The following is a 23,113-nucleotide window of genomic DNA, read 5'->3' as shown; positions in this document are numbered from 1 at the left end:
GCATCAGGAGCCTGACGACGTGCTGCTGGACGACCCGCCCTGGCTCGGCTGGACCGGAGCGGGGGCGGGAGCCGGGGCAGCGGGCGCGGGAGCCGGTGCGGCCGGGGCGGGAGCGGGAGCCGCAGTCGGGGCGGGCGCGGCAGGGGCCGGCGTCGCGTTCGGCGTGGGCGTCGCGGACGGCGTGGCCGCCGGAGTGCCCACCGGTTGCGCCGCCGCGGCGTGCTTGGTGTGAGTCGTGTCGAACAGCACCGCGCCGGCGGCTCCCGCCGCGGTCACGCTGCCGACGCCGATCACTGTCGTCAGCACACCGACGATCCGCTTGCCTCGTGTCCAGGTCGCCATCCGTCCCTCCTCCGCTAGGTGATACCTCCACCATCCCGGCGAATTCTTGACGGATTCTTACGTCACATGGGGAGAACCTGACGATCGGCTATCCATTGCCCTAGGCGGCGACCGGCTCCCGCTCCCGTGTCGCCGCTCCCGCGGCCCAGGTCCGGTAGCCGCCGTCGAGGTTCGCGACGTCGAATCCGTGCTGGGCGAGGATGCGCGCCGCGGTGTGCCCGCGCTGCCCCACCTGGCAGTGCACGACGATGGGTCCGGAGGGCAGCTCGGCGAGCCGGTCCCGGAGGTCGTCGACCGGGATGTTGACGGCGCCGGGGATCGCGCCGGCCGCGTGCTCCGCCGCGGTGCGGACATCCACCAGCGTCGCGCCGCCTGCGAGCGCCGAATCCAGCTCGTGCCATTGGATCGCGCGGGTCGCACCCGTGCGGAGGTTGTCGGCCACGTAGCCGAGCTGGTTCACCGGATCCTTCGCAGAGCCGAACTGCGGCGCGTAGGCGAGCTCCAGGCGCGCCAGCCCGGAGGCGGTGATGCCGCCGGCCATCGCCACCGCGAGGACGTCGATCCGCTTGTCCACGCCCTCCCCGCCGACGAGCTGCGCGCCGAGGATCGCGTCGGTCGCCGGGTCGACCAGCAGCTTCATCGACATCGGCTGCGCGCCCGGGTAGTACGTCGCGTGCGAGGCGGGGTGGGTGTGGATGACGCGGTGCTCGCGCCCGGCCGTCACGAGCTGCCGCTCGCTCCAGCCGACCTTCGCCGCGACCGTCTCGAACACCTTCACGATGGCGGTGCCGAGCGCGGGCGTGTTGCGCTCGTCGTGGCCGGCGATCACGTCGGCGACCGAGCGGCCGTGCCGGTTGGCCAGCCCGGCCATCGTGACCAGCACGTCCTCGCCGGACAGCGCGTCGACCTTCTCGACTCCGTCGCCGACCGCGAAGATGTGCGGGTCGCTGGTGCGGTTGCGGGCGTCGACCGCGATGCCGCCGGTCGCGCCGAGCGCCACGCCGGCCGTGCGGGCGAGGTCCACGCTCGGCACCACGCCGGACGCGTCGACGATGAAGTCGGGACGCAGCGCGCCCCCGTCGGCGAGGACGACGACGCCGCCCTCCACCGTGTCGATCGTGACGCCGGTGCGCACGTCCACGCCGCGGCTGCGGAGCTGGGCCTCCAGCGGCACCACCATCTCCGGGTCGAGCGGGCTCAGGAGGTGCGGACCGCGCTGGACGAGCGTGACGTGGATGCCGCGCCGCACCAGGTTCTCGACGGCCTCGAGCCCGATGAAACCGCCCCCGACGACGAGTGCCGACGGGTGGTCGGCCACTGCGTCCACCAACGCGCCGATCGCGTCGACGTCCTCGACGGTGCGGAGCGTGTGGGTGGGGATGCCCGGATGTCCTGCCGCCTCCCGCGCGGAGGCGCCGACGGCCAGGATCAGCTCGTCGTAGCCCTCGGTCGACGTTTCGCCGCTCGCCAGGTCGAGCACGCGGACGGTGCGCCGCGCGGCGTCGATCGCGAGGACCTCGTGGCCCGTGCGGACATCCAGCCGGAACCGGGACGCCAGCGACTGCGGCGTCTGCAGCAGCAGCGACGACCGGTCGCGGATCACCCCGCCGACGTAGTACGGGAGGCCGCAGTTCGCGTACGAGACGTACGGGCCGCGCTCGAACACGACGATGTCGCGCGACTCGTCCAGTCGGCGCAGCCGGGTCGCCGCCGACATGCCTCCGGCGACTCCGCCGACGATGATCGTTCTCACTGGGATGGTCCTTCTTCCATGCGGGTCCGGGGAGCGGATTGCGTATACCCCCTTCGGTATCGTACTATACCTCAGGGGGTATTCCGAATCCCCACAGAGCGAATCACCGGAGAGGACCTGCTCATGTGTTATCCCGTTCCCTGCGCCACCTGCGGAAAGACGACCTGGGACGGCTGCGGACAGCACGTCGCCGACGTGCGCCGCAATGTCCCGGCCGCCCAGTGGTGCGAGGGCCACGCCGAACAGCCCACGACCGCGACCGGCACGGGCTTCCTCGGCCGCCTGTTCGGACGGAGCTGACCGTGGACCGCGCCCCCGCCGACGTCAAGCCTGTGCTGAACCGCCTGCGCCGCGCGCAGGGTCAGCTGAACGCCGTGATCGCCGCCGTCGAGAACGGCGGGAAGTGCCGCGACGTCGTCATCCAGCTCTCCGCGGTCTCCAGCGCGCTCGACAAGGCCGGTTTCCAGATCATCGCCACCGCGATGGAGAAGTGCCTGAACGACCCGGACGACACCACCGATCCGATGACGGTCGAGGAGCTCGAGAAGCTCTTCATGACGCTGGCGTAGCCCGGCCGGGTTCCCCCGCCCGGCGCGCCACCGCCGCGACCGACACCGCCGACGTCGCCAGGCTGATCAGCGCGCCGAGCAGGATCGCCCCGCCCTCCCCCGGCGCCAGCGTGTGCGCCTGCAGAGCGAGCGTCACAGCCGCGACCGGCACCCCGAGCTGCCCCGCCGAGGCGACGGCCTGCGCCCACGGGAGCCCGGCTATCCGGGAGGCGAGGTGCGCCAGCACCGCCCCGACGCCGAGCACGACGCCGAGGAGGATCATCGCCGGATGCGCGACCAGCGCCCGCAGATCCAGCGAGGCGCCGAGCCAGACGAAGAAGAGCGGACCGAAGAAACCCTCCGTCATCCCGAAGAGCTGCCGCGCCAGCCGGTGCGGCTCGCCGACGGCCGACAGCACGAGCCCGAGCGCGAATCCCGCGATCATGATCGAGAGCTGCGCGAACTGGGCGATGGCGGCGAACGCGAACAGCACCAGCAGGCTCAGCCGCAGTTCGAGGGCGAACCGCCGGCGCTCCGAGTAGGCGTGCAGCGCGCGGCGACGGTCGGAGCGGACCCAGCGGGTCAGCACGACCCCCAACCCGACGGCGAGCGCGGCGATGACCAGCACCCCGATCCCTGCGGTCAACGCCCTCCCCGGCTCCACGACCAGCGGGAGGAGGACGACGCACACCACGTCCGCGACGGCGATCTGCGCGACGAGCTGCGACGCCGACCGCTTGTCCACATTCACGGACTGCAGCATCGGCAGCACGAGCGCCGCCGACGACGAGGCGAGCAGGACGCCGTAGAGCAGGCCGTTGCCGGAGTGCGCCACGGCCGCGAGCGCGGCGGCCAGCACCGCGGAGGCCGCACCGACCAGGCCCGCGCCGAGCGCACCGCGGGCGAGCGCGGCGCGGACATCCGGATCGCGCACCGGCACGTGCGAGCCGACGACCACCATCGTCAGCCCGAAGCCGATGGAGGCGAGAAGCTGGAAGTCGTCGTTCGCCGGGTCGACCAGGTGGAATCCCGAGACGCCGATCACGAGCCCGCCGAGCACCTCCCCCGCCACGACCGGCACGCGCCAGATCGACCGCGCGGACGCCAGCGGGCCGAGCAGGCCGACGGCCACCACGAGCGCGAGCACGGCGAAGCTCATGCGGAAACCGTAGCCGCATCGCGGGCCGCAACGGCGTCTGCGCGGCCGCTACGGCGCGCCGCACCACTCCATAGCCGATCCTTAGGGCGTTCTCAGCCGACGTAAGAAACCACAAAGATTCGACCAGCATCGTTGGAGGCATGACAGACACCCGGGCCGCGACGACGGCACCCCCGCGACGCCCCCGGTCGCGCCGCGGCGCCGCGACCCGGCACCGGCGCGGCGCCCGCACCGTGCGCATCCTGTTGGTCGCCAGCGTCGTCGCGGTGCTCGGGATGTGGTGGTTCAGCGTCCCCGCGACCTTCGCCTCCACGCCCGCCAACGCGATCACCTCGCTCGGCGAGCTGAGCGGCCTGGTCGGCGCGCTGCTGGTCTGCTACCAGGTGCTGCTGATCGCCCGGGTGCCGTGGTTCGAGAACGCGGTCGGGCTCGACAAGCTGGTCTCCTGGCACCGGTCGCTCGGCGCCTCGGTCATCTTCCTGGTCGTCGCGCACGTGGTCTTCATCGTGCTGGGCAGCGAGGTGATCGACAAGAGCATGCCGTGGGACGAGTTCTGGACGGTCTACCGCTCGTATCCGGACATGCTGCCCGCCCTCGTCGGCACCATCGCGTTCCTCGCCGTCGGGCTGTCCAGCGCGCGCCTCATCCGGACGAAGCTGTCCTACGAAGTCTGGTACTGGCTGCACCTCACGACCTACGCCGCGATCTTCCTCACGTTCCTCCACCAGCTCAGCGCGGGCCTCCACTTCGTCGGCTACCCGGTGAACCGCGTGCTGTGGATCGCGCTCTACCTCGGCACCGCCTCCGCCGTGCTGACCTGGCGCTTCATCCTCCCGACGATGGACGCCTGGAAGGGCCGGATGCGCGTCGTCGCGGTCGTCCCGGAGGGCCACGGCCTCAACAGCGTCTGGCTCGAGGGACCGCACGTCGACAAGCTGGGCGTCCGCGCGGGCAACTTCTTGCTGTTCCGCTTCTTCGCCTGGGGCCACCTCGGCACGGCGCACCCGTACTCGGTGTCGGCGGTGCCCGCGAACGGCCGGCTGCGCATCACCGTCGGCTCCCTGGGCGACCACTCCACCGCCCTGACCGCGCTGAAGCCCGGGACGATGGTGTTCGCCGAGGGACCGTTCGGGCACTTCACCGCCGACCGCGCCAGCCGCGGCAAGCTGCTCCTCATCGCGGGCGGCGCGGGCATCGGACCCATCCGCGCGCTCGCGGAGGAGCTGGTCTACCGTGGCGGGCGCCCGGTCGTCCTGTACCGGGTCAGCGCGCCGGAGCAGCTCGCGCTCCTCGGCGAGCTTCAGGCGATGGAGGGCGTCACGGTCATCCCGCTCGTCGGCCGTCGCGCGGAGCTCGGCTACGACCCGCTCGGCCCGGGCTCCCTCCGCCGCATCGTCCCCGACCTCCACAATTGGGAGGCGTTCGTCTGCGGGCCGGCGGGCATGGCCGAGCAGGTCGAGTCGTCCCTGCGCGAGCTGCGGATGCCCAAGCGATTCATCCACCGAGAAGAACTGAGCATGTCATGAACGGACAGCGATCATGAACAACAAGTCCTGGCGCGGCACCATCCTCTTCACCATCATCCTCGTGGTGATGGGCGCGACGGTCGGCCTCAAGCTCTACGGGTCGGGCGAGGAGACCAGCGCGCTGTCGTCGGCGCACGCGTCCACGACGCCGTCCGCCGCCCCCGCACCGACCGCCGCCGGCACGACCGCCGCGCCGTCCGCGGGCGCGGCTGCGCCCGCCGCCGCCACGAAGACCGTCACGGGCACCGCGGTCGACACCCGCTACGGCCCCGTCCAGGTGAAGGTCACGTTCGAGGGCACCAAGATCACCGCCATCGACGCCATCCAGTACCCGACCGAGAGCGGCCGCGACCAGGAGATCAACTCGCAGGCCATCCCGATGCTGCAGCAGGAGGCGATGGCCTCCCAGTCGGCGAAGATCGACACCATCTCCGGAGCCACCTACACCTCGGAGGGCTACATCCGGTCGCTGCAGTCGGCCATCGACCAGCGATGAGGTTCGTCGAGACCGTCATGGGCATCCCGATGTCGATCGACATCCGGGAGGCCGCCGAGACCGTCGCGGCTGCTGCTGCCGAGCGCGCGTTCCGGCTGCTGCGGGACGCCGATGCGCGCTTCTCCGCCTATCGGCCCGACAGCGAGCTCAGCCGGGTGAACGCCCACGGCGGCGACGTGTCCGGGGCGAGTGAGGAGTTCGCGGAAGTCGTCGGGCTCGGCTCGGCGATGGCGGAGGCCTCGGGAGGCGCGTTCCGCATCCGGCGCCCCGACGGCGCCTGGGACCTCGACGGCGTTGTGAAGGGCTGGGCGGCCGACCGCGCGGCGCGCTCGCTCGCCGCGAGCGGTCTCCGGGACTTCTGCCTCAACGCGGGCGGCGACGTCGCGGTCTCCGGCAGCCCCGGCGACGGCCGGCCGTGGAACGTGGGCGTGCGCTCCCCGGCGAGCGCCGCGGAGGTGCTCGCCGTGCTGGAGGTCCGGGACGGCGGCGTGGCGACCTCCGGCGCCTACGAGCGCGGCGCGCACATCGTCGACGGCCGCACGGACGGGGCGGCGACCGGGCTGCGAAGCGCGACCGTCGTCGCCGCCGACCTCACGACGGCCGACCTCCTCGCGACCGCGGTGTTCGCGCTCGGCGAGGACGGGATCCGCTGGGCCCTCGGCAACGGCGCGCGCGGTGTGCTCGCCGTCGACGCGGCCGGCCTGCTGGTCGGGCTCGGCGAGCTGGCCTTTGCGGGAGCGGGGCAGCCGCGGTGAGCGGCGACGGGCTCGCAGGCGACCCCTCCTATACTGCGGGCATGGGTGAGCGCCGCCGTGTCCTGATCGCCGAGGATGACAGCCGTCTGGCCGGGATGCTCGAGACGCTGCTCGTCTCCGACGGCTACGACGTGGAGATCGCGCGCGACGGCCAGCGCGCGCTGCACCGTGGCCTCACCGAGCAGTTCGACGCCGTCGTGCTCGATCGCGGTCTCCCCGCGGTCGACGGGCTCGGCGTGCTGCGAGGTCTCCGGAGCAACGGCGTGACGACGCCCATCCTCATCCTCTCGGCGCTCGGCACCGCCCCCGACCGGGTCGACGGGTTGAATGCCGGCGCGGAGGACTACCTCGCCAAGCCGTTCGACATCGACGAGCTGCTCGCCCGGGTGCGCGCCCTCATCCGCCGGGCGTCGTCGGATGTGCCGACCGTGCGCTTCCCCGGCGGCCAGCTCGACGTCGGCAGCCGCACGGTCACGCTCAGCAGCGGCGAACGCACCGTGCTCTCGGACCGCGAGGCCAGTCTCCTCGAACTGCTGGCACGGCGCCCCGAGCAGGTCTTCTCGCGCGCCGTGCTGCTGGACGAGGTGTTCGCCGACGCCGACGACCCCGGCGTGGTCGACACCTACGTGCACCACCTCCGCAAGAAGTTCGGCCGCACACTCATCGAGACAGTCCGCGGCGTCGGCTACCGGCTGGGCGGAGTGGGATGAAAGCCGACCTCCGCGAGCTCCGCACCGCGTCGGCACGGCTCGCCCTGCAGTTCGCCGGGATAATCATGGCGCTGTTCGTCATCCTCGGCGCCGTGGTGTACATCGTCGTCTCGACGGGGCAGGCGGAGGCCGCCAAGCGGGCACTCGCCGACGCGTCGCAGGTGGACTCCGTGCACGACGCACCGCACAACCTCCTGGTCACCGTGCTCCTCCCGCAGGGCCGGGACATGTCCCCGGACATGCCGGACGGACTGCCCGACGAGCGCGCGCTGCAGGAGGTCGCTCAACACGGTGGCATGATCACCGAGACCATCGTGGCGGACGGGAAGGGCTACCTCACCCAGACCGACGTGCGGCGCGGCAAGGTGGTGCAGATCTCCTACGGCCTCGCCGAGCAGCAGGAGGAGATGGGCCGCCTGCTCACCGCGCTCATCATCTCGGGCGTCATCGCGACGGTGGCGGCCGCGCTCGTCGGACTGCTCCTGGCGCGCCGGTCGATGCGCCCGATGTCGGAGGCCCTCGCGCTGCAGCGGCGGTTCGTCGCGGACGCGGGCCACGAACTCCGCACGCCGCTGACGCTGCTGAGCACGCGGGCCCAGCTGTTGCGGCGGCGGCTCTCGCGCGGCGGGAGCGCCGCGGGGGACGACGACGTGCGATCGGGCCTGGACGAGATCGTCGACGACAGCCGCGCCCTGACGGAGATCGTGGAGGACCTCCTCACCGCCGCCGACCCCCGCCAGAACGCGGAACCGGAACGCGTCGACATCGGCGAACTCGCCGCCGTCGTCGCCCGCTCGGCCGAGGGGCGCGCGCACGAGCGCGACATCGCGCTGACCTCCCGCGCCGCACCGGGAGCCGTGGTGACGGGCGCGCCGGTGTCGCTGCGCCGGATGATCGTCGCCCTGGTCGACAACGCCCTCGACCACGCCGCCTCGCGTGTCCAGGTCGACGTCTCGACGGACCGCGACGACGTTCTGCTGTCGGTCGCCGACGACGGACCCGGTTTCGGCGACGACCTCCACGACCGCGCCTTCGACCGCTTCGCGTCCACGCGCGCGGCGGACAGCCCGACCGGTCGCGAGCGCCACTACGGACTCGGGCTGGCGCTCGTCGCGGAGGTCGTCGACCGGCACCACGGGCGCGTGAGCGCGACAGATCGGGACGGCGGGGGCGCGGAGGTCGTGGTGCGGTTGCCGAAGGGCGCTGCCGCGCGCACCTGATTCCCGGGCGATTTGCGCCGAATGTCGACTTCCGCCGAGCGGGAGTCGACATTCGGCACGAATGGCGCCGGTGTCAGGCGTCGGTGAGTTCGGTCGGCTCCACGACGGCGTCGACGAGGGCGCCGTTCCGCCACACCGTCAGCTCCAGCCGCCGGCCGATCGTGCTCGCGATCATCAGCCGCTGGAGGTCGGCGACCGCGTGGATGCGCATGCGGTCCAGGGAGATGAGCACGTCACCGGTGCGGACGCCGGCGAGATCGGCCGGGCTGTCCGGGACCACGGACATCACCTGGATGCCCGTGCGGGCGCCGGCCGTGCGGGCGATCTCGGGGTTGAGGGTGATCTCGGCGCCGGCGATGCCGAGCCAGCCGCGGCGGACGCGACCTTCCCGCATCAGGGTGTCCATGATCTGGCGGCTCGTGGCGTTGATCGGGACGGCGAGGCCCAGGCCGGTCCCGGCGACGGCGGTGTTCACGCCGATCATGCGCGCGTTGCTGTCCGCGAGCGCTCCCCCGCTGTTGCCGGGGTTGAGGGCGGCGTCCGTCTGGATGACCTCGTCCACCACGCGGCCGGACCGGGTCGGCAGCGACCTGCCGAGCGCCGAGACGATGCCGGCCGTCACGCTGCCGGCGAGGCCCAGCGGGTTGCCGACGGCGACGACGAGCTGGCCCACCTGGAGCCGGGCGGCGTCGCCGAGCTCGACCGGCGCGGGGACGGGCGCGTCCGCCCGCAGCATCGCGAGGTCGGAGAGCGGATCCCGGCCGATGACGCGGGCGCGAACGCGGGTGCCGTCCTCGAAGGCGAGGTCGACGCTCCCGGCTCCCTCCACGACGTGCGCGCTGGTCAGGAGGTGGCCCTCCGCCGAGATGACCGTGGCGCTGCCGAGGCCGACCCCGCGGGAGGTCCGCGCGGTGACGGCGGCGACCGCCGGACCGACGACGCGCGCGACGTGAACCACCGCCGTCGAGTAGGCGTCCAGGGCGTCCGCATCCGTCATGAGACGAGTGTGCGCCCCGCGCGGGGCGTCGGGGCCTCCCGTTCGCCGACGGCTGACGGTCCACGGCGCACGATCGCCCGAGAAGGCGGCGGCCGGTGCGTCCGCCACGTCCCGCGGCGGCACGGAGGGACGCGCACTGAAGATTCGGACCGAAAAAGTCCTCCCGGACGGCTGGAATCGACAATCGTGATCAATTTTTGCTGCGGAAACCGTAGTCGCGTGAACATCTGATCGCATATGATTGCGACGCCCGCCGTCGAAGGAGACTGGATGTGAGCGAGCAGCCCGCCATCAGGCTGACCGGACTGACCAAACGATTCGGGACGGTCGCGGCCGTCGACGACCTCGACCTGGAGATCGCCGCCGGCGAGTTCTTCTCGATGCTCGGCCCCTCCGGCTCCGGCAAGACAACCGTGCTGCGCTGCATCGCCGGCTTCGAGCAGCCGACCTCCGGCACGATCGAACTCTTCGGACAGGACGTCACCAGCAGGCCCGCGGCCGCACGCGACGTCAACACCGTCTTCCAGGACTATGCCCTCTTCCCGCACATGAACGTGCTGGACAATGTCGCCTACGGCCTCCGGGTCCGCGGCGTCGGCCGTTCCGAGCGGCGCAGGCGCGCCATGGACGCCCTCGACTCCGTGCAACTGACGGGCTTCGCCGATCGCAAGCCCGCCCAGCTCTCCGGCGGCCAGCGGCAGCGCGTGGCGCTCGCCCGCGCGACGGTCGTGCAGCCGAAGGCGCTCCTCCTCGACGAGCCGCTCGGAGCCCTCGACCTCAAACTGCGCCAGCAGATGCAGGTGGAGCTCAAGCAGCTCCAGCACGAGCTGGGAATCGCGTTCGTTTTCGTCACCCACGACCAGGACGAGGCCCTCACCCTCTCCGACCGGATCGCGGTCTTCAACAACGGGCGGATCGAGCAGCTGGGGACCCCGCGCGAACTCTACGAGCACCCGAACTCGCGGTTCGTCGCGGACTTCGTCGGCACCTCCAACCTGTTCGACCGCGAGCGCGCCCGCAGCATCCTCGGCCTCGATGGGGAATACTCCATCCGGCCGGAGAAGCTGGAGCTGCACACGCTGCCGGACGGCTCCGGCTCGCCGTCCGCGGCCGGGACGCTGGTGGAGTCGGTCTACGCCGGCAACAGCATCCGCCGCGTGGTCGACCTCGACGCGGGCCTGCGGATCTCGGTGCTGGAGAGCAACGACCGCACGCACCGCACCGAGCTCGACCGCGGCTCGCGCGTGCACGTGACGTGGAACGACGACGACCTCCGGAGGCTCGGCGGCGGCGCGCAGGACGAGGCGCCCGACGACTTCCCGGACGCAGACGTACCTCGCAGCAGAGGTGTAGAAGAGAGGCAGGACTCATGATCCGTGCAACGAAGCGCGTGGCGCGCTCGGCGGCCGCAGCGGCGGCCGTCTCCGCCGCCCTCCTGGTGCTCGCGGCCTGTTCCGGCGGCGGCTCCACCGGCGGCTCGGGCGGCTCGGTGCCGAACGTCCCGATGGCGAAGAAGCTCGGGACCAACGAGAACCAGCTCAACCTCATCGTCTGGGCGGGCTACGCCGAGGACGGCTCCAACGACCCGAAGGTCAACTGGGTGACTCCGTTCCAGCAGAGCACCGGCTGCCAGGTCAACGCCAAAGTCGCGGGCACGTCCGACGAGATGGTGCAGCTCATGCGCACCGGCGACTACGACGGCGTCTCGGCCTCCGGCGACGCCACCCTCCGCCTGGTCTACGGCGGCCAGGTCGCGCCCGTCAACACCAAGCTCGTGCCGAATTACACGACCATCTCCAGCTTCCTCAAGGACAAGGCCTGGAACTCGGTCGACGGCCGGATGTACGGCATTCCGCACGGCTGGGGCGCCAACGTGCTGATGTACAACAAGGCCGCCGTCACCCCGGCGCCGGACTCCTGGTCGGCCGTCTTCGACGACGCGTCCAAGTACGCCGGCAAGGTCACCGCCTACGACTCCCCGATCTACATCGCGGACGCCGCGCTCTACCTGAAGGCGCACGACCCGTCGCTGGGGATCAAAGACCCGTACTCGCTCACCGAGAAGCAGCTCGACGCGGCGGTCTCCCTGCTGAAGAAGCAGAAGACCTCCATCGGCGAGTACTGGTCGGACTACACCAAGTCCGTGCAGTCGTTCGAGTCCGGCAGCAGCGTGGTGGGCACGTCGTGGCAGGTCATCGCGAACCTCATCCAGAGCGACGGCAAGGTGCAGGTCGGCACGACCGTCCCGAGCGAGGGTTCCACCGGCTGGTCCGACACGTGGATGATCTCGTCCAAGGCGAAGCACCCGAACTGCATGTACCAGTGGATGAACTGGATCACCTCCCCGACGGTCAATGCGCAGGTCGCCGAATGGTTCGGCGAGGCGCCGGCGCAGACCAAGGCGTGCGAGAAGACCCAGGACCCGACGTTCTGCACCCAGTACCACGCGCTCGACGCCGGTTACGCGTCCAAGATCCACTACTGGACCACGCCTCAGACCAAGTGCGTCGACGGCAGCGGGAACGACTGCACCGCGTACAGCGAGTGGGTGACCAAGTGGCAGGAGATCAAGGGATGACGGGAGTCCGGGGATGAAGGGAGTCCGGGGATGAAGGCCCGCCTGGGCTTCCTGCTCGGGCCTCCGCTGCTCTGGCTCGTCGTCATCTACCTGGGCTCGATCGCCGTCCTCCTGGTCTCCTCCTTCTGGACGGTGAACGGGTTCACGGGCGCGGTCGTCCCGACCTTCACGCTGGAGAACTACGCGACGCTGTTCACCGACCCGGTCTACGGGACGGTCGCGCTGCGCACCCTCCTCGTGGCCCTCGGGGTGACGCTCATCGACGCCGTGGTCGCCTTCCCGCTCGCCCTGTACATCGCGAAGGTGGCCCGGCCGAGCCGGCGCGCGGCGTATCTCGTGGCGGTGACGACGCCCCTGTGGGCGAGCTACCTGGTCAAGGCGTACGCCTGGCGCATCCTGGTCGAACCGGGCGGCCCGATCGCCGTCGCGACCGGCGGCTGGACGCCCGGCTTCGGCCTCCCCGCGACGATCATGACGCTGGCGTACCTGTGGCTGCCGTACATGATCATCCCCGTATACGCCGGGTTCGACCGCGTGCCCGACTCGCTGTTCGAGGCCAGCTACGACCTGGGCGCGTCGACCTGTCGCACGATCAGGACGGTGGCGTTCCCGCTGGTCTTCCCTGCGATCGTGGCGGGGTCGATCTTCACCTTCGCGCTGAGCTTCGGCGACTACATCGCGGTGGGCATCGTGGGCGGAAAGACGCAGCTGCTCGCGAACCTCATCTACGGGCAGCTCGTCACCGCGAACAACCAGCCGCTGGCGGCGGCGCTGTCGGTGATCCCGCTCGTCGCGGTCGTGCTCTACCTGCTCGCGGTCCGCCGCACCGGCGCATTGGAGAACGTGTGAAACTGCTCTCGACTCCCGCGCGCATCGTCGTCGGGCTCTGCATGGTGGTCGGCCTCGTGATCCTCTACGTGCCGCTGCTGCTGATCGTGCTGAACTCGTTCAACAGCTCGCGGACGTTCTCGTTCCCGCCGCCCGGCTTCACGCTGCAGTGGTGGGTGGATGCGTTCCACTCCCGCGGCGCGGCGGACGCGCTGGCGACCTCCGTGATCGCCGGGCTCTGCGCCTCCGCGATCGCGCTGGTGCTCGGGACGATGGCGGCGTTCGCGGTGCAGCGCTTCCGGTTCTTCGGGCGGCAGAGCATCAACTTCCTGGTCGTGCTGCCGATCACCCTCCCGGGCATCGTGACCGGTATCGCGCTCGCCTCGACGTTCACGACGGTGCTCGGGCCGGTCGGCGTGACGCTCGGGATGGCGACGGTCATCATCGGCCACGCCACGTTCTGCATCGTCATCGTCTACAACAACGTTCAGGCTCGGCTCCGGCGGATGGGGACCTCGCTGGAGGAGGCTTCGGGCGACCTCGGGGCGCGCGGCTGGCAGACGTTCCTCTGGGTGACGCTGCCGCAGGTGCGCGGGGCGCTCGCGGCCGGGGTGCTGCTGGCGTTCGCGCTGAGCTTCGACGAGATCGTGGTGACGACCTTCACCGCGGGTCCGGCCGTGCAGACGCTGCCGATCTGGATCTTCCAGAACCTGTTCCGGCCCAATCAGGCGCCGGTCGTGAACGTGGTCGCGGCGGTGCTGACGATCCTCGCGATCATCCCGGTGTGGATCTCGCAGCGGCTGGCCGGGGACTCGGTCACCAGCCGCGTCTGACGTCGCGGCGATTCGTGCCGAATGTCGACTTTCGCTGAGCGAGAGTCGACATTCGGCACGAATGCTCGAGGGATCAGGCCTCGCGGTGCTTCGGCGAGCGCGTCGCGGTGTGCGACGCGTCGCGCTCGACGGCGCCGCCGAGGACCTCGTCGATGCGGCCCCGCAGTTCGGCCGGGATGGTCACGCCGGAGGCCTTCACGTTCTCGACGACCTGCTCCGGGCGGGAGGCGCCGATGATCGCGGTGGCGACGTTGTCGTTCTGCAGCACCCAGGCGACAGCGAGCTGCGCGGGCGTGAGCTCGAGCTCCTGCGCGATCGGGGTGAGCTCCTGCACGCGCGTGAGGACGTCGTCGGTCAGCCAGCGCTTGACCGCGCCGGCGCCGCCCTTCTCATCGGTCGCCCGGCTGCCCTCGGGCAGCGGAGCGCCCGGCTTGTACTTGCCGCTGAGCACGCCCTGCGCCACCGGCGACCAGACGATCTGCGAGATGCCGAGCTCCTTGGAGGTCGGCACGACCTCGGCCTCGATGACCCGCCACAGCGCCGAGTACTCGGGCTGGTTCGAGATGAGCTGGAAGCCGAGCTCCGTGGCGAGAGCGTGACCGGCGCGGAGCTGGTCGGCGGTCCACTCGCTCACGCCGATGTAGAGCGCCTTGCCCTGCCGGACGACGTCGGCGAAGGCCTGCATGGTCTCCTCCAGCGGTGTGAAGAAGTCGAAGCGGTGGGCCTGGTACAGGTCGACGTAGTCGGTCTGGAGGCGGCTCAGCGAGCCGTCGATGGACTCCATGATGTGCTTGCGCGAGAGCCCGACGTCGTTGTGTCCCTTCGGACCGGTGGGCCCGAACACCTTCGTGAAGATCTCCAGCGATTGGCGGCGCTCGCCCGCGAGGGCCTCGCCGAGGACGGTCTCCGCCGCGGTGTTGGCGTAGACGTCTGCGGTGTCGAAGGTGGTGATCCCGGCGGCGAGAGCGGCGCGGACGCACGCGGCGGCCCTGTCGTTCTCGATCTGCGAGCCGTGGGTCAGCCAGTTTCCATACGTGATCTCGGAGATCTTGAAGCCGGAGTTGCCGAGGTACCTGAACTGCACTGTCGTTCCTTTCGAGCGGAGGTCGATCTCGATCGTACGCACGCGCGATTCAGCGACGCCAACAGTGATTGGTTCTAGGATTCAGTGGCGTCAGTGCTGAGTGGAGGTTGCGACGAAAGCCTGCATGTCATCGCTCCTTGAAGTACCGGAACAGGTGCTTCTCCCGAATGGTGCGCACTCCCCACCACTGCCCCACGAAGCCACTGAGCCAGAGGGCGCAGACGAGCGGGACCCCGATGACGAGCGAGCTTTCTGCTCCCGCGGCGAAGACGGCTCCGAGCAATGCAACCACGGGAAGGGCGAGAACCGCCGACACGACCCCCCATGCCAGCGTCTCTGCGCCGACGATGCTCAGGAGGTCACCGCGCGAAGCGCCGGCATGGAGCGCCGAGGCGAAAGCCAGCCGCCGGGAACGGACGCCGAAAAAGCCCAACACCAGCCCGATCAACGCGGCACAGGGGCCGGCGGCACGAGTGATCCGTTCCGCGAAAAGCGAAGGGCCGTCGAAACTCCTGCCCATCGTCGGATTCAATTGAACGATGGTAGGCGGATCCTCGTCGTCGCTCGCCAGCAGCACGGTGGAGAGCAGAGCACCGGTCATGTCCTGCGCTGGCCAGACGTCGATCCAGCACTCGTCGAACGGCTGATCGGCGATGGCGGGGGCCAGCGCCACATACGAGAGTCCTGGCCTTCTGCCGTCCTCGGGATACAGATAGTCTCCGCCGACGCGCACTGTCCGAGTCGTGGTAGCCAGTACGTCGGCCGAGGTGAGCCCTAAAGCGTCCACGGCTTCGGGCCCGAGCAGGATGCCGGCGGCGCGCGTCGACGCCCCGATGACCGCGATGAATCCGGCTGACACGTCACTGACGGGAATCGGTGAGCGTTCGAGGGTCGTCGGTGCGAGCTGTCGAGCTGTCGATCGCAGTGCTCCAGCGGCGGACACCCCGGGCAGCTGGGCCAGGCGGTCGCAGCGCGCACCATCCACGCGCTCTCGCGCCGTCACGATCGAGATGGAGGCGCCGGCGCGGACGAAGTCTTTCGCTCGCTCCGCGAGCCGGTCTGTCGCGATCAGATCGGCCGTGGCGAGCAGACTCACGGCCGCAGCGGCGACGACAGCGGTGCGGCGGGTGGCTGCCGTACCGGTGATGACATTCCGCCACGCCTCCCGCCCGATAGCGCGGAGCCTCATGGCGCCGACGGGGGTGTGGCCCCAGCCGTCCACTCGCGACGGAGGACGATGTGATCGGTACAGGCTGCACGGGTATCGGGGTCATGAGTCGCCACCACCACGATGGTGTCCGCGGCGGCGATCGCTCCGATCGACGCGTTGACCGCATGCGCGGTCTCCCTGTCCAGTTGCGCCGTCGGCTCGTCGACCAGGAAGAGGTCGGGCTCGGCCGCGAGCCCTCTCGCCAACATGAGTCGCTGTGCCTCGCCTCCGGAGAGCTCGCGGAAGGGATGATCCGCCCTGCCGAGGAGGCCGAATACGTCGAGCAGGTCGTCCGCGCGGGCATCCGCGGCCGCCGGCGAGTGACCGCGGGCGAGGAAGGGAAAGGCGACATGGTCGCGCGCGGTGCGCCTCGCCGTGCCGTACGGGTTCTGGAAGACCCACCCGGTCCGGACGCCTTCAGGCACCGTGATCGTGCCTTCTGCCGGCGTCATCCACCCGGCGAGCAGCGCCAGCAACGTACTCTTGCCGGCCCCGGACGGACCGGTCACGGAGTACACCCGACCGGGCATCAGCGTGATGCTCAGCGCGCGGAACAGCCACGCGCCGCCCGCGAAACGATGACCCACGTTCGAGAGGACTACCCGCATGACCGTCGCGAATCCGGTCTCGTATCGACCCGCTGCGGGATCTTTCCGTCGGGGAACACGACGATCGTCTCCCCCAACTGCGACCCGAGGATCTTCACGCGAGAGGGGTCTCCCCGCGAGGCGACGCATCCTTCGGCGCCCTGGACTCCGAAAATCGCGCTGGGGACGACGATGGAGACCTCGACGGGTTCGCTGAGTACAAGGCGCGCGTCGATCGATCGCACCTCGGAATCGGATGCGTCGGCTTTCCCCGCCTCTCCGAGCATCGACAGTTCCGGGACGTGCACGACTCCGTCGGGACCGACCGCGAAACGGGTTTCGGCGACGACGGCCACGCGTGGTCCCGGCAGCAGATCAGCAGGTGATTCGCTGACGACGACGGTGGGCGAGAGAGCGGCCAAGGTCGCCAACGTCGATCCCTGATCGACCGGAACACCCGCGGGGAGGTCGCAGCGGGATACCGAGACGGTCGGCGCCGGCAACCAGAGAATCGACGCGGCGGGGACGGTGTCCGAAGCGATGGTGACGCCGATGCGTGCGAACGCCTGCGCGGCGGCGAGCATCGTGTTCCGCCCCATCATGCCGTCGCTCTCGATCGGAGCCCCGAGGCGCTTCAGCTCCTCCTGGAGAGCGCGGACGTCGTCGCCCTTCGAATCCCGGGTCAACTCCCGCCACAGGGGCTCCCGGGTCGCGAGCGCGAGGTACGGCTTCCCGTCGACCGACACCGGAGACGTCCCCGATTCCACACTCATCCCCGGCTCGCAGGGAAAGGAGGTGACCCGTCCGGTCGCCGGAGCCAGGAGCGGCACCGGTACAGAGGTTCGGATAGAAAGCTGAATGCTGCGCGCGTCGTCGAAACGGTCTTGCCCGACGGGTAGCTCCGTCGTCGGAGCGGCCGCGCGGAGGGCATCGGGTGGCCTTGCGACGACGGTCGCAGCGGCCGCGGCACCGGCGGCGGCAGCCGCGACGAACAGGATGGCGATCCAGCCGAGCCGACCCAGGAGCGATCCTCTAGCCACCGAGGAGGCCATCGGGGTCTAGGTTGCAGGCGTCTATCGCTGTGGTCTTGGCGTCATCGGTCGGCAGATCCCCGGCGCGATAGTCCTTGACACCGTACCCGGGCCCCACCAGATCATTGCGTTTGAAGCAGTCGACGATCGCTGACGCCATCTCCTTGTGCGAGGGATTGACACGCATCTGGACGTAGAACATCGCGATCGGCCACTCGCCCGACTCTTCGGAGCAGCCGGTCTCCTTCTTGTGTGCTTCGTCGTTCGACATGGATGGCGCCGGCGAGTACGAACCGCCGTCGAAACCGTAGTGCGTCAGCGTGATTCCCGCCGCGGACAGACACGTCGAGTACCGTTCCTTCATCTCCGCGTACTCCTGGTCCGAGATCCTCCCGTCCTCGAGCGCGGCCTTGACGGCAGGCGATGTCGCTTTCTGGAACTCCTGCCGCATCTCGTCGGCCCAGGAAATCTGCCCGGGAGGGATGTCGTCGTTTCGGTCGGGTGAGCCGCCCGAGCACCCGCTCAAGACGGCGACGGCGGAAACCAGGAACAACGCTCTGCGAAAAGGGTGAGAGGGCACTGTCTTTCTTTCGGCGATAGTGGCGGATGGCGTCGAGCATCGCGCGACGCCATCCACCGGGTGTTGCTTGGACTACTTCACGTCGTAATAGGCGGTGTTCCCCATGAGGGCCGGCGCTACACGGGCCCTGGCCCAACTGCCCGGCGCGGTCCAACCCGCATAGACGCATCCCTGGTCGCACACCGTCGATTTGTGCGTGCGCGCAGAGTGGTAGTAATCGGAATGGCCCGGGGCATAATCCCAGGTACCGCCCTCCCGGGCGACCACAACAGCCTGCGCAGCAGTCGCGCCGCCCGCGAGCAGCGCGCCCGACACGACGGTCGCGGCGAGAGCCTTGGTCAAAACCTTCATGGTTGTCCCCGAACTACTTCACGTCGTAATAGGCGGTGTTCCCGCCGATGGCCGAGATGGCCTGAGCCTTCGACCAGGCGCCCGGTGAGGTCCAGCTCGCATAAGCGCACCCCGCACCGCACGCGGTCGACTTGTGGGTGCGCGACTTGTGGAGGTAGTCCGAGTACGTGTACTTGCCTGTGACGCCGTAGTTCCAGGTGCCACCCTCCACCGACACGGAGGTCGCCTGCGCGGCGGTGGCACCACCGACGAGGAGCGCACCCGCCACGGCCGTCGAAGCCACGGCCTTCGTCCAGATCTCCATTGTTCTCCTGCTCCCATTCCACGGAGTTGCCCGGAATGTCCACAGTTAGCCTACCGACATGTTCCACCTATCGTGCAAAATTTCATAAATCTGCCCGCACGACCTCCGCGGCCGCCTGTGGCTTACCGGCGTCCTTCCAGTTCGGCGTCGCCGAGTGGCCGACGCCCGGGATGGCGCTGAGACGCGCCTCCGGCAGCAGTCCCCCAGCCGCGCGACCGCGTGCCGCAGGTAGGCCGGCGACTTCTCCGCCAAGATCAGCGGTTCGGGAGTAGCGGTGCGGTCCGCTGGACCAGCGGCGCGCCGACCATGAGAATGTCCCCATGACCCAGGTGAACCCCAACCGGCCCCCGCCGGCGCCGAGCGCGAGCGCATCCGCCAGGCGGACGAGGGGACCGCCGACTGGCGCGACTGGGGTCCGTACGTCGCCGAGCGCGCCTGGGGCACGGTCCGCGAGGACTACAGCGCCGACGGCGAGGCCTGGGACTTCTTCCCGCACGACCACGCCCGCAGCCGCGCCTACCGCTGGAACGAGGACGGCATGGCGGCGTTCTCCGACCTGAAGCAGAACTGGTGCCTCGGTCTGTCGCTCTGGAACGGCGAGGACGCCATCCTCAAGGAGCGGATGTTCGGCCTCAGCGGCCCGCAGGGCAACCACGGCGAGGACGTCAAAGAGTACTGGTGGTACCTCGACGGCACCCCGACGCACTCCTGGAACACCTGGCGCTACCACTATCCGCAGGCCGCGTACCCGTACGAGGACCTGATCGAGACCAACGCGCGCCGCTCCAAGCTGGAACCGGAGTACGAGCTGGCCGACACCGGGATCTTCGACGCGGGCCGGTACTGGGTGGTGACGGTCGACTACGCGAAGGACGGCCCGCACGACCTCCTGATGCGCGTCACGATCGAGAACGCCGGGCCGGAACCTGCGACGCTGCACGTGCTGCCGACGCTCTGGTACCGCAACACCTGGTCGTGGGGGTACGACGTCGAGAAGCCGGCCCTGCGGTTCGAGGGCGGGCGCATCGTCGGGTCCGGGCCCGCCGGGACGCTGGCCTTCAGCGGGGAGGGCGATCCGGAAGCGCTGTTCTGCGACAACGAGACCAACACCGAGCGCCTGTTCGGCGCCGTGGACTCGCCCGCGTATTCGAAGGACGGGATCGAGGACCATGTCATCCACGGCGCCGCGACCGTCAATCCGGCGCAGGTCGGGACGAAGGCCGCCCTCCACTACGAGGTGACGCTCGGGCCGGGCGAGAGCCGTGTCCTCCGGCTGCGGCTGACCGGCGGCGCTGGCGACCCGTCCGCCCTCGCGCCGCAGGAGCTCGGGCCCGGCTTCGACGACGTCGTCGCCCGGCGCCGGGCCGAGGCGGACGCCTTCTACGCCGGCCTGGAGAACGCCCCGGCCGACCCTGACGAGGCGCGCGTGCTGCGCCAGGCCTTCGCCGGCCTGCTCTGGTCGAAGCAGTACTTCCACTTCAACGTCGACAAGTGGCTGGACGGCGACCCCGCCGGCCCGCCGCCGCCCGCGGGCCGGGCCTCCGTGCGCAACGGGCAGTGGCGGCACTTCGACGCCGACGACGTCATCCTGATGCCCGACCCGTGGGAGTACCCGTGGTTCGCGGCCTGGGACCTCGCCTTCCACTGCGTGACGATGGCGCACATCGATCCCGCGTTCGCGAAGGGGCAGCTCGTGCTGCTGCTGCGCGAGTGGTACATGCACCCGAACGGCCAGCTTCCCGCCTACGAGTGGAACTTCTCGGACGTGAACCCGCCGACGCACGCGTGGGCCGCGATCCAGGTGTTCCTCATCGACGGCGGCACCGACTTCGGCTTCCTCGCCCGCATCCTGCACAAGCTGCTGATCAACTACACGTGGTGGACGAACAGCAAGGACGCCGACGAGGACGACCTCTTCGAGGGCGGCTTCATGGGCCTCGACAACATCGCGCCATTGAACCGCTCGACGCTGCCGCCCGCGGTCGGGACCATCGAGCAGGCCGACTCGACGGGCTGGATGGCGACCTACGCGCTCGACCTGCTGGAGATCGCGCTGCGGCTCGCCCGCCAAGACGACGTGTACGAGGACGTCGCCGTGAAGTTCGGCGAGCAGTTCCTCCGCATCGCCGGCTCGGCCAACAACTCCGGGATGTGGGACGACCAGGACGCCTACTTCTACGACGTGCTGCACCTCGCCGACGGCAGGGACGTCCCGCTCAAGGTGCGCTCGCTGGTCGGACTGGTGCCCGTGGTGGCGTCGCTCGCCTACGACGAGCCTGGCGTGCGGACGCTCCCCGAGTTCCGCCGCATCCTGAACCAGTACCTGACGAAGCATCCGGAGCTCGCCGAGGCCTTCCACCGGCGGACGATCGGGACGGAGCAGGTCTATCTCCTCGCGCTGGTGTCGCCGGAGCGGCTGACGCGCATCCTGAAGCAGGTCTTCAACCCCGCTGGGCTGCTCAGCGACCACGGCATCCGGGGCGTCTCCGCCTACCACCGCGAGCATCCCTTCACGGTGGAGGTCGACGGCGTGAAGGCCTCGGTGGACTACGAGCCCGCGGAGTCCACGACCGGGTTGTTCGGCGGGAACTCCAACTGGCGCGGCCCGGTCTGGTTCCCGCTCAACGCGCTGCTGGTCGCGGCGCTGCAGCACTACCAGTCGCACGGCGAGGCGGGCGTCCGCATCGAGGACCCGCTGGGCTCCGGCAACGCCCTCACCCCGGGAGAGGCGGCCGACGACCTCGCCCGGCGGCTGATCTCTCTGTTCCTGCCCGGCCCGGACGGGCGGCGGCCGTCCGACGCGCGCTACCCGCTGCTGTCGGCGGACCCGCGCTGGAAGGACAACGTGTTCTTCTACGAGTACTTCGACGGCGACACCGGGCAAGGGCTCGGCGCGTCGCACCAAACGGGGTGGACCGCGATGGTGGCGCACCTGATCCTCACACGGCATCGCGCGCCCTGAAATTCGTCACGAATGTCGCGAAACGGCGTCCCATAGGGGACATTCGTCACGAATGTCCCTGCGCGACACGCCGCGACCCACGCGCCTCCCAGCCCGCTCGGATGCGATTGACTGGCGCCGCTCCATCTCGACGACAGCCACGACCTTGCTCGAAAGGATCCACCATGACCGCACCGCAGAGCCCCGCCTCCGCACCCCTCGACCAGCCGCTGTACGGCGCCTCGTTCGGCGACGCCATCCGCCGGTTCTTCAAGAAGTACGCCGACTTCACCGGCCGGGCCAGCCGCAGCGAGTTCTGGTGGTGGTACCTGTTCGCCGTGCTCATCGCCATCGTCTACTCGATCCTGCTGACGACGCTCGGCACCATCGGCAACGGCGGCCGCGGCTACGGCCCGATCGGCTGGATCCTGATCGTCGTCTACATCATCTGGGGCCTGGCCATCCTGGTGCCGAGCCTCGCACTGATCTGGCGCCGCCTGCACGACGCCAACCTCGCCGGGCCGTTCTTCTTCCTCGGCTTCATCCCGCTCGTCGGCTGGATCATCCTGCTGGTCTTCTACGTGATGCCGTCCAAGCCGGAGGGCGCACGGTTCGACCGGCGGTAACGCCGCTCAGGCTCCCGGCCGGATTCCCACGGCCGGGAGCAGCACGCCGTCGATCAACGACAGCAAGTACTCGCGGTCGACGGGCTGCTGCAGGATGAGCACCCGGTAGGCCGTCATCGACGGCACGATCATCGCCAGCGTCTCGACGTCCGTGTCGGCCGGGATCTCGCCGCGTTCGATCGCCCGGTGCATGAACAGCCGGTTGAGGGAGGCGCGCGGCTCCACGATCGCGGCCGTCACCGCGTCCACCAGGTCGGGGTCACGGGCGAGCATCGACGTGAGGCCGGCCATGATCTGGAGCTTGCGCTCGCCGTCCTCGATCGTGTGCGGCTTCATCATCGCGACCAGGTCGCCGCGCAGCGTGCCCGTGTCGGGCAGGTGCTCGAAGTCGATCGCGTTCTTCTTCATGCACGCGACGGCCTCGACCACGAGCTCGCCCTTGGACGCCCAGCGCCGGTAGACGGTCGCCTTGCCCGCCTTGGCGCGCGCGGCGACCATGTCCATCGTCATGCGGTCGTAGCCGGTCTCGGCGAGGACCTCCAGCGCGGCGTCGAGAATGTCGGCATCGCGGGTGTGATCGCGTTTCCGGCCGAGCTTGGACGCGGAGCCGGTGGCGTCGAGCTGCGTCATTGCGGCCTTCCCCCTGAGTGTGTC

At 70.1% G+C, this 23,113-nt stretch carries 25 protein-coding genes; 13 read left to right on the top strand and 12 right to left on the bottom strand.

Annotated elements, in window-relative coordinates:
- Positions 1–3: 3 nt before the first annotated feature.
- Both ACR5MH_RS19650 and ACR5MH_RS19645 read right to left on the bottom strand, forming a co-directional pair.
- Positions 4–342, bottom strand: a complete 339-nt coding sequence (locus tag ACR5MH_RS19650) for a hypothetical protein (protein ID WP_431348724.1) — start codon at positions 340–342, stop codon at positions 4–6.
- Between the two features lie 100 nt (positions 343–442).
- Positions 443–2,095 carry an FAD-dependent oxidoreductase gene (locus ACR5MH_RS19645; protein ID WP_431348723.1) on the bottom strand — a complete coding sequence of 551 codons (1,653 nt, stop codon included), beginning with the start codon at positions 2,093–2,095 and terminating at the stop codon, positions 443–445.
- Positions 2,096–2,218: 123 nt separating this feature from the next.
- Between ACR5MH_RS19645 and ACR5MH_RS19640 the strand changes: the two genes are divergently transcribed.
- Together ACR5MH_RS19640 and ACR5MH_RS19635 are read left to right on the top strand one after the other, a co-directional pair.
- Positions 2,219–2,395, top strand: coding sequence for a hypothetical protein (locus ACR5MH_RS19640; protein ID WP_431348722.1), 177 nt, complete (start codon positions 2,219–2,221; stop codon positions 2,393–2,395).
- Positions 2,392–2,664 carry a metal-sensitive transcriptional regulator gene (locus ACR5MH_RS19635; protein WP_433862674.1) on the top strand — a complete coding sequence of 91 codons (273 nt, stop codon included), beginning with the start codon at positions 2,392–2,394 and terminating at the stop codon, positions 2,662–2,664. Before ACR5MH_RS19640 ends, ACR5MH_RS19635 begins: the two co-directional genes overlap by 4 nt.
- Here the strand turns inward: ACR5MH_RS19635 and ACR5MH_RS19630 are convergent.
- Complete coding sequence (locus ACR5MH_RS19630) at positions 2,648–3,802, bottom strand: cation:proton antiporter (RefSeq protein WP_431348720.1); 1,155 nt, start codon at positions 3,800–3,802, stop codon at positions 2,648–2,650. The two genes, ACR5MH_RS19635 and ACR5MH_RS19630, sit on opposite strands and share 17 nt — an antisense overlap.
- Before the next feature lie 140 nt (positions 3,803–3,942).
- Here ACR5MH_RS19630 and ACR5MH_RS19625 point away from each other — a divergent pair, with 140 nt between their 5' ends.
- From ACR5MH_RS19625 to ACR5MH_RS19605, 5 genes are read left to right on the top strand one after another with little or no spacing between them, the layout of a single operon-like run.
- Complete coding sequence (locus ACR5MH_RS19625; RefSeq protein WP_431348719.1) at positions 3,943–5,328, top strand: ferredoxin reductase family protein; 1,386 nt, start codon at positions 3,943–3,945, stop codon at positions 5,326–5,328.
- 13 nt (positions 5,329–5,341) lie between these two features.
- Complete coding sequence (locus ACR5MH_RS19620) at positions 5,342–5,824, top strand: FMN-binding protein (protein WP_431348718.1); 483 nt, start codon at positions 5,342–5,344, stop codon at positions 5,822–5,824.
- Positions 5,821–6,579 (top strand): FAD:protein FMN transferase, encoded by a 759-nt coding sequence (locus ACR5MH_RS19615; RefSeq protein WP_431348717.1) that lies wholly within the window; start codon positions 5,821–5,823, stop codon positions 6,577–6,579. The genes ACR5MH_RS19620 and ACR5MH_RS19615 overlap by 4 nt, the downstream gene beginning before the upstream one ends.
- Before the next feature lie 41 nt (positions 6,580–6,620).
- The gene (locus tag ACR5MH_RS19610; RefSeq protein WP_431348716.1) at positions 6,621–7,289 is read left to right on the top strand and encodes a response regulator transcription factor; all 669 of its coding nucleotides are present in this window, start codon (positions 6,621–6,623) and stop codon (positions 7,287–7,289) included.
- On the top strand, positions 7,286–8,509 hold the full coding sequence (locus ACR5MH_RS19605; RefSeq protein WP_431348715.1) for a sensor histidine kinase: 1,224 nt from the start codon (positions 7,286–7,288) through the stop codon (positions 8,507–8,509). Before ACR5MH_RS19610 ends, ACR5MH_RS19605 begins: the two co-directional genes overlap by 4 nt.
- Positions 8,510–8,582: 73 nt before the next feature.
- Here the strand turns inward: ACR5MH_RS19605 and ACR5MH_RS19600 are convergent, their stop codons facing one another.
- Entirely contained in the window at positions 8,583–9,506 is a 924-nt protein-coding gene (locus tag ACR5MH_RS19600; RefSeq protein ID WP_431348714.1) for a S1C family serine protease, read from the bottom strand.
- Positions 9,507–9,778: 272 nt separating this feature from the next.
- Between ACR5MH_RS19600 and ACR5MH_RS19595 the strand changes: the two genes are divergently transcribed.
- From ACR5MH_RS19595 to ACR5MH_RS19580, 4 genes are read left to right on the top strand one after another with little or no spacing between them, the layout of a single operon-like run.
- Positions 9,779–10,879: an ABC transporter ATP-binding protein gene (locus ACR5MH_RS19595; protein WP_431348713.1), complete on the top strand. Its 1,101-nt coding sequence runs from the start codon at positions 9,779–9,781 to the stop codon at positions 10,877–10,879.
- Positions 10,876–12,084 (top strand): ABC transporter substrate-binding protein, encoded by a 1,209-nt coding sequence (locus ACR5MH_RS19590; RefSeq protein ID WP_431348712.1) that lies wholly within the window; start codon positions 10,876–10,878, stop codon positions 12,082–12,084. Before ACR5MH_RS19595 ends, ACR5MH_RS19590 begins: the two co-directional genes overlap by 4 nt.
- A gap of 30 nt (positions 12,085–12,114) precedes the next feature.
- Entirely contained in the window at positions 12,115–12,933 is an 819-nt protein-coding gene (locus ACR5MH_RS19585) for an ABC transporter permease (protein WP_431348711.1), read from the top strand.
- 41 nt (positions 12,934–12,974) lie between these two features.
- A complete protein-coding gene (locus ACR5MH_RS19580) occupies positions 12,975–13,745 on the top strand; it encodes an ABC transporter permease (RefSeq protein WP_433862673.1) in 771 nt (256 codons plus the stop codon).
- Between the two features lie 73 nt (positions 13,746–13,818).
- Here ACR5MH_RS19580 and ACR5MH_RS19575 read toward each other — a convergent pair whose 3' ends face one another.
- From ACR5MH_RS19575 to ACR5MH_RS19545, 7 genes are all read right to left on the bottom strand, one after another.
- Positions 13,819–14,829, bottom strand: a complete 1,011-nt coding sequence (locus ACR5MH_RS19575) for an aldo/keto reductase family protein (protein WP_431348709.1) — start codon at positions 14,827–14,829, stop codon at positions 13,819–13,821.
- A gap of 127 nt (positions 14,830–14,956) precedes the next feature.
- Entirely contained in the window at positions 14,957–16,018 is a 1,062-nt protein-coding gene (locus ACR5MH_RS19570) for a hypothetical protein (RefSeq protein WP_433862082.1), read from the bottom strand.
- Positions 16,015–16,647 (bottom strand): ATP-binding cassette domain-containing protein, encoded by a 633-nt coding sequence (locus ACR5MH_RS19565; protein WP_431348707.1) that lies wholly within the window; start codon positions 16,645–16,647, stop codon positions 16,015–16,017. The genes ACR5MH_RS19570 and ACR5MH_RS19565 overlap by 4 nt, the downstream gene beginning before the upstream one ends.
- Complete coding sequence (locus tag ACR5MH_RS19560; protein ID WP_433862081.1) at positions 16,638–17,678, bottom strand: peptidoglycan-binding domain-containing protein; 1,041 nt, start codon at positions 17,676–17,678, stop codon at positions 16,638–16,640. Before ACR5MH_RS19560 ends, ACR5MH_RS19565 begins: the two co-directional genes overlap by 10 nt.
- Positions 17,659–18,294, bottom strand: a complete 636-nt coding sequence (locus ACR5MH_RS19555; protein ID WP_431348705.1) for a hypothetical protein — start codon at positions 18,292–18,294, stop codon at positions 17,659–17,661. The genes ACR5MH_RS19560 and ACR5MH_RS19555 overlap by 20 nt, the downstream gene beginning before the upstream one ends.
- 15 nt (positions 18,295–18,309) lie before the next feature.
- Positions 18,310–18,588 (bottom strand): lactococcin 972 family bacteriocin, encoded by a 279-nt coding sequence (locus ACR5MH_RS19550; RefSeq protein WP_431348704.1) that lies wholly within the window; start codon positions 18,586–18,588, stop codon positions 18,310–18,312.
- 13 nt (positions 18,589–18,601) lie between these two features.
- Entirely contained in the window at positions 18,602–18,892 is a 291-nt protein-coding gene (locus tag ACR5MH_RS19545; RefSeq protein WP_431348703.1) for a lactococcin 972 family bacteriocin, read from the bottom strand.
- A 538-nt stretch (positions 18,893–19,430) separates the two neighbouring features.
- Here ACR5MH_RS19545 and ACR5MH_RS19540 point away from each other — a divergent pair.
- Positions 19,431–21,854, top strand: a complete 2,424-nt coding sequence (locus ACR5MH_RS19540; protein ID WP_431348702.1) for an MGH1-like glycoside hydrolase domain-containing protein — start codon at positions 19,431–19,433, stop codon at positions 21,852–21,854.
- 164 nt (positions 21,855–22,018) lie between these two features.
- Positions 22,019–22,459: a DUF805 domain-containing protein gene (locus ACR5MH_RS19535; protein ID WP_431348701.1), complete on the top strand. Its 441-nt coding sequence runs from the start codon at positions 22,019–22,021 to the stop codon at positions 22,457–22,459.
- A 6-nt stretch (positions 22,460–22,465) separates the two neighbouring features.
- On the opposite strand, the gene ACR5MH_RS19530 is transcribed toward ACR5MH_RS19535, so the two are convergent.
- Positions 22,466–23,089 (bottom strand): TetR/AcrR family transcriptional regulator, encoded by a 624-nt coding sequence (locus ACR5MH_RS19530; RefSeq protein WP_431348700.1) that lies wholly within the window; start codon positions 23,087–23,089, stop codon positions 22,466–22,468.
- Between the last annotated feature and the right edge of the window lie 24 nt (positions 23,090–23,113).

Source organism: Streptomyces sp. L7 (assembly GCF_050990935.1).
GTDB lineage: Bacteria > Actinomycetota > Actinomycetes > Actinomycetales > Microbacteriaceae > Leifsonia.
This window is presented reverse-complemented; position numbering and strand designations above follow the sequence as displayed.

Coding starts and splice junctions, on each gene's coding strand:
- ACR5MH_RS19550 (WP_431348704.1), bottom strand. CDS start 18,588: ATGAAGGTTTTGACCAAGGCTCTCGCCGCGACCGTCGTGTCGGGCGCG.
- ACR5MH_RS19585 (WP_431348711.1), top strand. CDS start 12,115: ATGAAGGCCCGCCTGGGCTTCCTGCTCGGGCCTCCGCTGCTCTGGCTC.
- ACR5MH_RS19560 (WP_433862081.1), bottom strand. CDS start 17,678: ATGGCCTCCTCGGTGGCTAGAGGATCGCTCCTGGGTCGGCTCGGCTGG.
- ACR5MH_RS19625 (WP_431348719.1), top strand. CDS start 3,943: ATGACAGACACCCGGGCCGCGACGACGGCACCCCCGCGACGCCCCCGG.
- ACR5MH_RS19605 (WP_431348715.1), top strand. CDS start 7,286: ATGAAAGCCGACCTCCGCGAGCTCCGCACCGCGTCGGCACGGCTCGCC.
- ACR5MH_RS19615 (WP_431348717.1), top strand. CDS start 5,821: ATGAGGTTCGTCGAGACCGTCATGGGCATCCCGATGTCGATCGACATC.
- ACR5MH_RS19580 (WP_433862673.1), top strand. CDS start 12,975: ATGGTGGTCGGCCTCGTGATCCTCTACGTGCCGCTGCTGCTGATCGTG.
- ACR5MH_RS19540 (WP_431348702.1), top strand. CDS start 19,431: ATGGCGGCGTTCTCCGACCTGAAGCAGAACTGGTGCCTCGGTCTGTCG.
- ACR5MH_RS19530 (WP_431348700.1), bottom strand. CDS start 23,089: ATGACGCAGCTCGACGCCACCGGCTCCGCGTCCAAGCTCGGCCGGAAA.
- ACR5MH_RS19590 (WP_431348712.1), top strand. CDS start 10,876: ATGATCCGTGCAACGAAGCGCGTGGCGCGCTCGGCGGCCGCAGCGGCG.
- ACR5MH_RS19565 (WP_431348707.1), bottom strand. CDS start 16,647: ATGCGGGTAGTCCTCTCGAACGTGGGTCATCGTTTCGCGGGCGGCGCG.
- ACR5MH_RS19650 (WP_431348724.1), bottom strand. CDS start 342: ATGGCGACCTGGACACGAGGCAAGCGGATCGTCGGTGTGCTGACGACA.
- ACR5MH_RS19640 (WP_431348722.1), top strand. CDS start 2,219: ATGTGTTATCCCGTTCCCTGCGCCACCTGCGGAAAGACGACCTGGGAC.
- ACR5MH_RS19535 (WP_431348701.1), top strand. CDS start 22,019: ATGACCGCACCGCAGAGCCCCGCCTCCGCACCCCTCGACCAGCCGCTG.
- ACR5MH_RS19570 (WP_433862082.1), bottom strand. CDS start 16,018: ATGAGGCTCCGCGCTATCGGGCGGGAGGCGTGGCGGAATGTCATCACC.
- ACR5MH_RS19610 (WP_431348716.1), top strand. CDS start 6,621: ATGGGTGAGCGCCGCCGTGTCCTGATCGCCGAGGATGACAGCCGTCTG.
- ACR5MH_RS19545 (WP_431348703.1), bottom strand. CDS start 18,892: ATGGAGATCTGGACGAAGGCCGTGGCTTCGACGGCCGTGGCGGGTGCG.
- ACR5MH_RS19600 (WP_431348714.1), bottom strand. CDS start 9,506: ATGACGGATGCGGACGCCCTGGACGCCTACTCGACGGCGGTGGTTCAC.
- ACR5MH_RS19620 (WP_431348718.1), top strand. CDS start 5,342: ATGAACAACAAGTCCTGGCGCGGCACCATCCTCTTCACCATCATCCTC.
- ACR5MH_RS19630 (WP_431348720.1), bottom strand. CDS start 3,802: ATGAGCTTCGCCGTGCTCGCGCTCGTGGTGGCCGTCGGCCTGCTCGGC.